Genomic DNA, 7,152 nt, shown 5'->3' with positions numbered 1-7,152 from the left:
CGTCCTCGGCCAGCCGCAGCATCGAGCGCATGCGCTCGCTCATGCCCTGCACGCTGTCCGGCGGTCCCGCGAGCCTGCGCACCTGCTGGCGCATGGTCTCGACCTGACCACGGGCGTGGTCGAGCTCTCGGGCCAGCCGGGAGACCTGGTCGACGGCGGCGTCGCGGTCCGCCGCGAGCAGTCGGACGTCCGCGTCGATCCGGTGCAGGTGGCTGTTGACCTGCTCCTGGTCGAAGCCACGCCGCACCACGCGGAATCCGGCGGAGGGCTGGAAACCGGCGTCGTTCGGGGAGTTCTCCGGTTCACCGACCATGCTCGTCACCGTACCGGGCGACGGCGCTCGCGGAGCGTCACACGCGATGCGCCGTAAGCGCCGTCACCCGACCGGGCCGATCCGAACGGTCAGACGCCCCGGAACCGGTTGATCGCCGCGAGGTGCTTCGCGCGCTTCTCCGGGTTCGTCACGCCGAGGCCCTCCTCGGGGGCCAGCGCGAGCACGCCGACCTTGCCCTGGTGGGAGTTCTGGTGGACGTCGAACGCGGCCTGGCCGGTGTCCGCCAGCGGGTAGACCTTGGACAGCGTGGGGTGCACGAGGCCCTTGTCGATCAGCTTGTTCGCCTCCCACGCCTCGCGGTAGTTCGCGAAGTGCGAGCCCACGATGCGCTTGAGGTTCATCCACAGGTACCGGTTGTCGTACTCGTGCATGTACCCGGAGGTCGACGCGCAGGTCACGATCGTGCCGCCCTTGCGCGCCACGTAGACCGAGGCGCCGAAGGTCTCGCGGCCCGGGTGCTCGAACACGATGTCGGGGTCGTCCCCGCCGGTCAGCTCGCGGATCTTGGCCCCGAAGCGCTTCCACTCCTTGGGGTCCTGGGTCTGCGGGTCCTTCCAGAACCGGTAGCCCTCGGCGTTGCGGTCGATCACGTGCTCGGCGCCCATGGCCCGGCAGATCTCCGCCTTCTCCGGCGAGGAGACGACGCAGATCGGCGTGGCGCCGCCGTTGAGCGCGAACTGGGTCGCGTACGAGCCGAGCCCGCCGCTCGCGCCCCAGATCAGCACGGTGTCGCCCTGCTTCATGTCGGCGCCGTTGCGGGACACCAGCTGCCGGTAGGCGGTGGAGTTGACCAGCCCGGGGGAGGCGGCCTCCTCCCACGTCAGGTGGGCGGGCTTGGGCATCAGCTGGTTGGACTTGACCAGCGCGAGCTGCGCGAGGCCGCCGAAGTTGGTCTCGAAGCCCCAGATCCGCTGCTGCGGGTCCATCATCGTGTCGCTGTGCCCGTCCGGGCTCTCCAGCTCGACGGACAGGCAGTGCGCGACGACCCGGTCCCCGGGCTTCCACGCGTTGACCCCCGCACCGGTGCGCACGACGACGCCGGCCAGGTCGGACCCCACGATGTGGTACGGCAGGTCGTGCCGCTTGGCCAGCTCGGACTCGCGGCCGTAGCGCTTGAGGAAGCCGAAGGTGGACACCGGCTCGAAGATCGAGGTCCACACGGTGTTGTAGTTGATCGCGCTGGCCATCACGGCCACCAGCGCCTCGCCCGGGCCGAGCTCCGGCGTGGGCACCTCGTCCAGGTGGAGGCTCTTGCGCGGGTCCTTGTCGCGGGTCGCGATGCCGTCGAACATCCCGGCCTCGTCCTCGTGGACGGTCATGGCCTGGTAGTGGTCCGGCACCGCCAGCTCGCCGACGGCGTCGAACTTCTCGGCGAGGATGGCGTCGAGGATCTCCTGCACGGCTGGGCCTCCGGTGGCGTCTGTCGCGGGTCGTGCTTGGCATACTGATCAGTTACTGCGCAGTATGGTACCCGCAGCATTCTGCTGATGCTCGGTCATGATGGACCGGATCGTGACGCACGCCACCGACTGGATCAATGAAGCAGCCCCTCCGACCGGGGCGAAACCGCCTGATCGGAGGGGCTGCGAGGCTGCTCGTTCAGTGGGAGGCGGCGGGCTCCACGAGCTCGACGAGCACCCCGCCCGCGTCCTTCGGGTGCACGAAGTTGATCCGGGAGTCCGCCGTGCCGCGCCGGGGCTCGGGGTAGAGCAGGCGCAGGCCCTTGGCCTTGAGCGCCTCCATGGCCGCCTCGATGTCCGTCACCCGGTAGGCGAGCTGCTGCAGGCCCGGGCCGTTGCGGTCCAGGAACTTCGCGATCGTGGAGTCCGGTCGCAGCGGGGCCAGCAGCTGGATGCGGGTCGACGTGGCCGGGTCCGCCCCGGGCGCGGCGAGCATGGCCTCGCGCACCCCCTGCTCCTCGTTGACCTCCTCGTGTGTGTTGACCAGGCCGAACACGTCGCCGTACCAGGCGATGGCCTCGTCGAGGTCCGCGACCGCGATGCCCACGTGGTCGATCTGCGTGAGCAGGGATCCGAGCGCACCGTGGGTCGATTCCGTCTGTGCCGTCATGCGCAGCAGAATCGCATCCCGCGGGCCCGGTCGGGGTCTGTGTGGCTGCTCACCCCCTCCGTTCGGGCCGTCTGCGCGAGGGTGGCCGGCGGGTATCGTCCCAAGTCAATCCCGGTTCCGAAGCAGTTGCTGGAGGTCGTCGTGACCGAGTCCGTCATCGTCGCTGGAGCGCGTACCCCGGTGGGTCGCCTGCTCGGCTCGCTCAAGGGCTTCACCGGCGCCCAGCTGGGAGGCGTCGCGATCAAGGGCGCCCTCGAGAAGGCGGGCGTCGCGCCGGAGCAGGTCGAGTACGTGATCATGGGCCAGGTGCTCACGGCGGGTGCGGGCCAGATCCCCGCGCGCCAGGCCGCGGTCGCCGCGGGCATCCCGATGGACGTGCCCGCACTCAGCATCAACAAGGTGTGTCTGTCCGGCGTCGACGCCATCGCCCTGGCCGACCAGCTGATCCGCGCCGGCGAGTTCGACGTCGTCGTCGCGGGTGGGCAGGAGTCCATGACCCAGGCGCCGCACCTGCTGGCGAAGTCCCGCGAGGGCACCAAGTTCGGCGACACCACGCTCGTGGACAGCATGTCCTACGACGGTCTGTTCTGCGCCTTCGACCAGGTCGCGATGGGTGCCTCGACGGAGAAGTACAACAACCGCTACGAGCTCTCCCGCGCCGACCAGGACGAGTTCGCCGCCCGCTCGCACCAGCGAGCGGCCGCGGCGCAGAAGAACGGCGTGTTCGACGAGGAGATCGTCCCCGTCGAGATCCCGCAGCGGAAGGGCGACCCGGTCGTCTTCACCACCGACGAGGGCGTCCGCGCGGACACCACCGCCGAGAGCCTCGGCAAGCTCCGCCCGGCGTTCGCCGCGGACGGCACCATCACCGCGGGCTCGTCGTCGCAGATCTCCGACGGCGCCGCCGCCGTCGTCGTGATGAGCAAGGCGAAGGCCGAGGAGCTCGGCCTGAGCTGGCTCGCCGAGATCGGCGCGCACGGCGTCGTGGCCGGGCCGGACGCGAGCCTGCAGGAGCAGCCCGCCAACGCGATCGCCAAGGCCTGCGCCAAGCAGGGCATCGACCCGTCGGACCTCGACCTGGTCGAGATCAACGAGGCGTTCGCCGCCGTCGGCGTGGTGTCCGCGCGCAAGCTGGGCCTCTCCGAGGACAAGGTCAACGTCAACGGCGGCGCCATCGCCATCGGCCACCCGATCGGCATGTCGGGCGCCCGGATCGCGCTGCACCTGGCCCTCGAGCTCAAGCGCCGCGGCGGCGGTGTCGGTGCGGCCGCGCTCTGCGGTGGCGGCGGGCAGGGCGACGCGCTGATCCTGAAGGTGTGAAGGACCCCCGCGAGCTCGTCGACCGCGCGCTGGCCGGACAGCAGCGTGCGGTCGCCCAGCTGATCTCCCGCGTCGAGAGCGGGGCCGCGGACCTGCCGGAGATCGCCGCGCTGCTCGCCCCGCACACCGGGCGCGCGCAGGTGGTCGGGCTGACCGGCTCACCGGGCGTCGGCAAGTCCACGACCACGTCCGCGCTGGTCGGGGCGCTGCGGGCCGCGGGGAAACGGGTCGGCGTGCTCGCCGTGGACCCCTCCTCGCCCTTCTCCGGCGGGGCGCTGCTGGGCGACCGCGTCCGGATGGGCGACCACGCGCTCGACGACGGCGTGTTCATCCGCTCCATGGCCACCCGCGGTCACCTCGGCGGGCTTGCCTGGGCCACCCCACAGGCGCTGCGCGTGCTCGACGCCGCGGGGTGCGACGTCGTGCTCGTCGAGACCGTCGGCGTCGGCCAGTCGGAGATCGACGTCGTCTCCCTGGCGGACACCACGGTCGTGCTGCTCGCGCCCGGGATGGGCGACGGGGTGCAGGCCGCGAAGGCCGGGATCCTCGAGATCGCGGACGTGTTCGTGGTCAACAAGGCGGACCGGGACGGCGCCGCGCAGACCGTCCGCGACCTCCGGTACATGATGTCGCTGGGGGAGCGCCGGGACGCGTGGGCGCCGCCGGTGTGCAAGACGGTCGCGGCGCGCGGCGAGGGCATCGAGGACGTCGTCGCGGCGATCGACGGGCACCGCGCCTGGCTGGCGTCCTCCGGCGAGGGTGCGGCGCGGCGGCGCAGGCGCGCGGAGGGCGAGATCGAGGCGATCGCACTGGAGAAGGTCCGCGTCCGGCTGGACAAGGGCGCGGTGGCCGAGTTCGCGGACCGCGTCGTCGCAGGCGAACTGGACCCCTACGCTGCCGCCGACCAGGCCCTCAACACCCTGTGAGCGAACGGCACTCTCGCTCATACCTACTGAGCGAGAGTGCCGCTCGTGCAGGCGTCAGTGGAAGTCTCCCGAGGCGGACCGGATGCGGCCGAGCAGGTCGAAGAGCACGGTCTTGTCGCCCTCGTCCAGGCCCACCAGGCCGAAGTCGACCTCGGTGACGGACTTCGTGGCCCCCTCCAGGCGGGCGACCCCGTCCGGGGTGATCTCGACCAGGGTGGCGCGGCGGTCCGTGGGGTGCGGGGTGCGGCGGACGAGCCCGTCCGCCTGCAGCCGGTCCACGATGTTCGTGACGCTGGTGGGGTGCAGCTGCAGCCGCTCGCCCATCACCCGCATGGGCAGCTTCCGGGCGCGCGCGAAGGACAGCAGCACCAGTGCCTCGTAGCGGGCGAACGTGAGGTTGTGCGGCTTGAGCGCACCGTCCACGGCGGACAGCAGGATCTGCTGCACCCGCATCACGCTCGTGACCGCGCGCATCGTCGACGACGGCCCGATCCGCTCCGCCCACAGCTCGGCCGCCCGGTCTATCGGGTCGAAGGGGAGCGGGCCCTGCTGTGCCATGGGCAGGGACGCTAGCAGGGCGGACATCGGCCGCCGCAGATCATGGGGGCCTTCTAGGGTGGGGACATGCTCTTCGCGTTCAGCATCGCCCCGTCGGGAAGCGCGGCCGGGGACGGGAGCGTCGGCGAGGCCGTCGCCGAGGCCGTCCGGGTGGTCCGTGAGTCCGGTCTCCCCAACGAGACCACGTCCATGTTCACCACGATCGAGTCCGAGACGTGGGACGAGGGGATGGCCGTGGTGAAGAAGGCCGTCGAGGCGGTGCAGGCGCACTCGCCGCGGGTGAGCCTGGTGCTCAAGGCGGACATCCGGCCCGGCTGGACCGGCCAGCTCACGGCGAAGGTCGACCGGATCGAGCGGGCCCTCGGTGACTAGCGTCGTCCTGCTGCACGGCGCCTGGCACCGCGGCTCGTGCTGGGCGCCGCTGCAGGAGGTGCTCGACGCCCCGTCGGTCGCCCCCGACCTGCCGGCGGGTCCGGTCGGGGCGGCGGGGTACGCGGACTCGGTCGAGGTGCCGGAGGGCGACCTGGTGATCGTCGGGCACTCGCTCGGCGGGCTGACGGCGCCGGTGCTGGCCGCGCGGGTCGCGGACCGGGTCCGGGCGCTGGTCCTGCTCGCGGCCATGGTGCCGCAGCCGGGTTCCTCGCACCTCGACCTCATGCGTGCCGACCCGACGATCAGTGGGCGTGGTCCGGTCGGGCCGCAGCGGGGGCCGGAGGAGACCACGGTCTGGACGCCGGAGGCCGCCCGGGCGGCCCTCTACGGCGGGATCGCCGAGGAGCTGGGGGACAGCGCGCCCGTCGAGGCGGCGATCGCCGACCTGCGACCCCAGTCGACGGTCGTGACGAAGGAGGTCACCCCGCTGGAGGAGTGGCCCGCGGTCCGCACGATCTCGGTCGTCTGCGCCGACGACCGGATGGCGACCCCCGAGACGTCCCGCCGGATCGCCCGCGAGCGCGGGTTCGAGCTGCGGGAGCTGCCCGGCGGGCACTTCCCGATGCTCACCCGCCCCCGTGAGCTGGCCGCCCTGCTGATGGCGACGGTCTGACAGACGCCGACGGCCCGCGGGATCGCCGCGGGCCGTCGAGGTGTTCCTCCAGGTCAGGCGATGTTCAGGGTGAAGAAGAACACGCCGACCAGGATCGCGACGAAGCCGAGGGCCATCGCGATCTTGGCGAGCTTCGCGGTCTCCGGGTTGCGGACCGCGAGGGCACCGAGGACGAGTGCGGCGACACCGCCGATCCAGCCCGCGATCGAGATCGGGCTGGCCACCAGCGCGATGATGCCGACGATCAGGGCCACCTTGCCGAGCGCCGGGCTCTGCTGCCGGGCGGTCTTCTTGCGCGCGTCGGCGAGCAGGCGGTCGGCGGTCTCGGTGGTGTTCTCGCTCATGCGGGTCCTCCGGTCAAGGGGCGGGTCTCGGGGGATCGACCCGTCCGACATCTACGCAGAGTGACCTTGCGGCCACTTCATCCTGTCCAACGAGCGCGTCGCCGCCGTGGTGCTCCGCCGGTCCGGTGATCACGATCGCCACCGACGGGGACACCGGGTGCCCGGCCGCCACCGGAACGGCCCAATGCGGAGCCTGGTCCGGGGGCTCCGGGCCGCCTACGGTCGACCGGGCGGCGCCCTCCGCGCCGCGGAGAGGGGCCGGGCATGACCACGGACGAGCGTGTGACCAGCGTCGACGGCGAGCACCGGGCACGCACGATGTGGCGGGCACTGGAGCCGTTGCACGCGGTGACGTACTTCGCGTCGGAGCCGCGGGCCGCGGGGGAGAAGCTCGGGCTGCGCGGCTTCTTCCGCGGCTACTTCGGCCAGCGCGCCGCCCCGCTCGGCGCGGTCCCCGCCGAGGTGGTGACGGCGCTGTTCTACAACTTCGCCCCCGACTTCGTCGCGCGGTCCGTGCCCGCGATCTGGGGCACGGCCTCCCCCGAGCGGCTGCTC

9 protein-coding genes and 1 pseudogene are annotated in these 7,152 nt (G+C 72.1%); 5 read left to right on the top strand and 5 right to left on the bottom strand.

Annotation, left to right across the window (positions count from 1 at the left end):
• The 3 genes and pseudogenes from H5J29_RS15380 to mce all read right to left on the bottom strand — a co-directional run.
• Positions 1–313: pseudogene (locus tag H5J29_RS15380) on the bottom strand (DivIVA domain-containing protein); the annotation flags it as partial.
• A gap of 89 nt (positions 314–402) precedes the next feature.
• Complete coding sequence (gene ccrA / locus H5J29_RS15375; RefSeq protein ID WP_181781646.1) at positions 403–1,734, bottom strand: crotonyl-CoA carboxylase/reductase; 1,332 nt, start codon at positions 1,732–1,734, stop codon at positions 403–405.
• 199 nt (positions 1,735–1,933) lie between these two features.
• Positions 1,934–2,404 carry a methylmalonyl-CoA epimerase gene (gene mce / locus H5J29_RS15370; RefSeq protein WP_181781645.1) on the bottom strand — a complete coding sequence of 157 codons (471 nt, stop codon included), beginning with the start codon at positions 2,402–2,404 and terminating at the stop codon, positions 1,934–1,936.
• A gap of 141 nt (positions 2,405–2,545) precedes the next feature.
• Here mce and H5J29_RS15365 point away from each other — a divergent pair, with 141 nt between their 5' ends.
• Together H5J29_RS15365 and meaB are read left to right on the top strand one after the other, a co-directional pair.
• On the top strand, positions 2,546–3,724 hold the full coding sequence (locus H5J29_RS15365) for an acetyl-CoA C-acetyltransferase (RefSeq protein ID WP_181781644.1): 1,179 nt from the start codon (positions 2,546–2,548) through the stop codon (positions 3,722–3,724).
• On the top strand, positions 3,721–4,650 hold the full coding sequence (meaB, locus tag H5J29_RS15360) for a methylmalonyl Co-A mutase-associated GTPase MeaB (RefSeq protein ID WP_181781643.1): 930 nt from the start codon (positions 3,721–3,723) through the stop codon (positions 4,648–4,650). The genes H5J29_RS15365 and meaB overlap by 4 nt, the downstream gene beginning before the upstream one ends.
• 54 nt (positions 4,651–4,704) lie before the next feature.
• Here the strand turns inward: meaB and H5J29_RS15355 are convergent, their stop codons facing one another.
• Positions 4,705–5,208 carry a MarR family winged helix-turn-helix transcriptional regulator gene (locus tag H5J29_RS15355; RefSeq protein ID WP_181781642.1) on the bottom strand — a complete coding sequence of 168 codons (504 nt, stop codon included), beginning with the start codon at positions 5,206–5,208 and terminating at the stop codon, positions 4,705–4,707.
• 66 nt (positions 5,209–5,274) lie between these two features.
• Between H5J29_RS15355 and H5J29_RS15350 the strand changes: the two genes are divergently transcribed.
• Together H5J29_RS15350 and H5J29_RS15345 are read left to right on the top strand one after the other, a co-directional pair.
• Entirely contained in the window at positions 5,275–5,580 is a 306-nt protein-coding gene (locus tag H5J29_RS15350; RefSeq protein WP_181781641.1) for a thiamine-binding protein, read from the top strand.
• On the top strand, positions 5,573–6,253 hold the full coding sequence (locus H5J29_RS15345) for an alpha/beta fold hydrolase (protein WP_181781640.1): 681 nt from the start codon (positions 5,573–5,575) through the stop codon (positions 6,251–6,253). The genes H5J29_RS15350 and H5J29_RS15345 overlap by 8 nt, the downstream gene beginning before the upstream one ends.
• A 53-nt stretch (positions 6,254–6,306) precedes the next feature.
• Here the strand turns inward: H5J29_RS15345 and H5J29_RS15340 are convergent, their stop codons facing one another.
• Positions 6,307–6,597 (bottom strand): hypothetical protein, encoded by a 291-nt coding sequence (locus H5J29_RS15340; protein ID WP_181781639.1) that lies wholly within the window; start codon positions 6,595–6,597, stop codon positions 6,307–6,309.
• Positions 6,598–6,861: 264 nt separating this feature from the next.
• Here H5J29_RS15340 and H5J29_RS15335 point away from each other — a divergent pair.
• The coding region (locus H5J29_RS15335; protein ID WP_446686479.1) for a helix-turn-helix domain-containing protein at positions 6,862–7,152 on the top strand (291 nt) is incomplete at its 3' end.

Origin of the sequence: Pseudonocardia pini, from assembly GCF_013870575.1 — a bacterium.
Taxonomy (GTDB): Bacteria; Actinomycetota; Actinomycetes; order Mycobacteriales; family Pseudonocardiaceae; genus Pseudonocardia; species Pseudonocardia pini.
This window is presented reverse-complemented; position numbering and strand designations above follow the sequence as displayed.

What these genes read in the sequence shown, in the direction of transcription:
- mce (WP_181781645.1), bottom strand. Translation starts at nt 2,404, where the DNA reads ATGACGGCACAGACGGAATCGACCCACGGTGCGCTCGGATCCCTGCTC.
- H5J29_RS15355 (WP_181781642.1), bottom strand. Translation starts at nt 5,208, where the DNA reads ATGGCACAGCAGGGCCCGCTCCCCTTCGACCCGATAGACCGGGCGGCC.
- H5J29_RS15350 (WP_181781641.1), top strand. Translation starts at nt 5,275, where the DNA reads ATGCTCTTCGCGTTCAGCATCGCCCCGTCGGGAAGCGCGGCCGGGGAC.
- H5J29_RS15340 (WP_181781639.1), bottom strand. Translation starts at nt 6,597, where the DNA reads ATGAGCGAGAACACCACCGAGACCGCCGACCGCCTGCTCGCCGACGCG.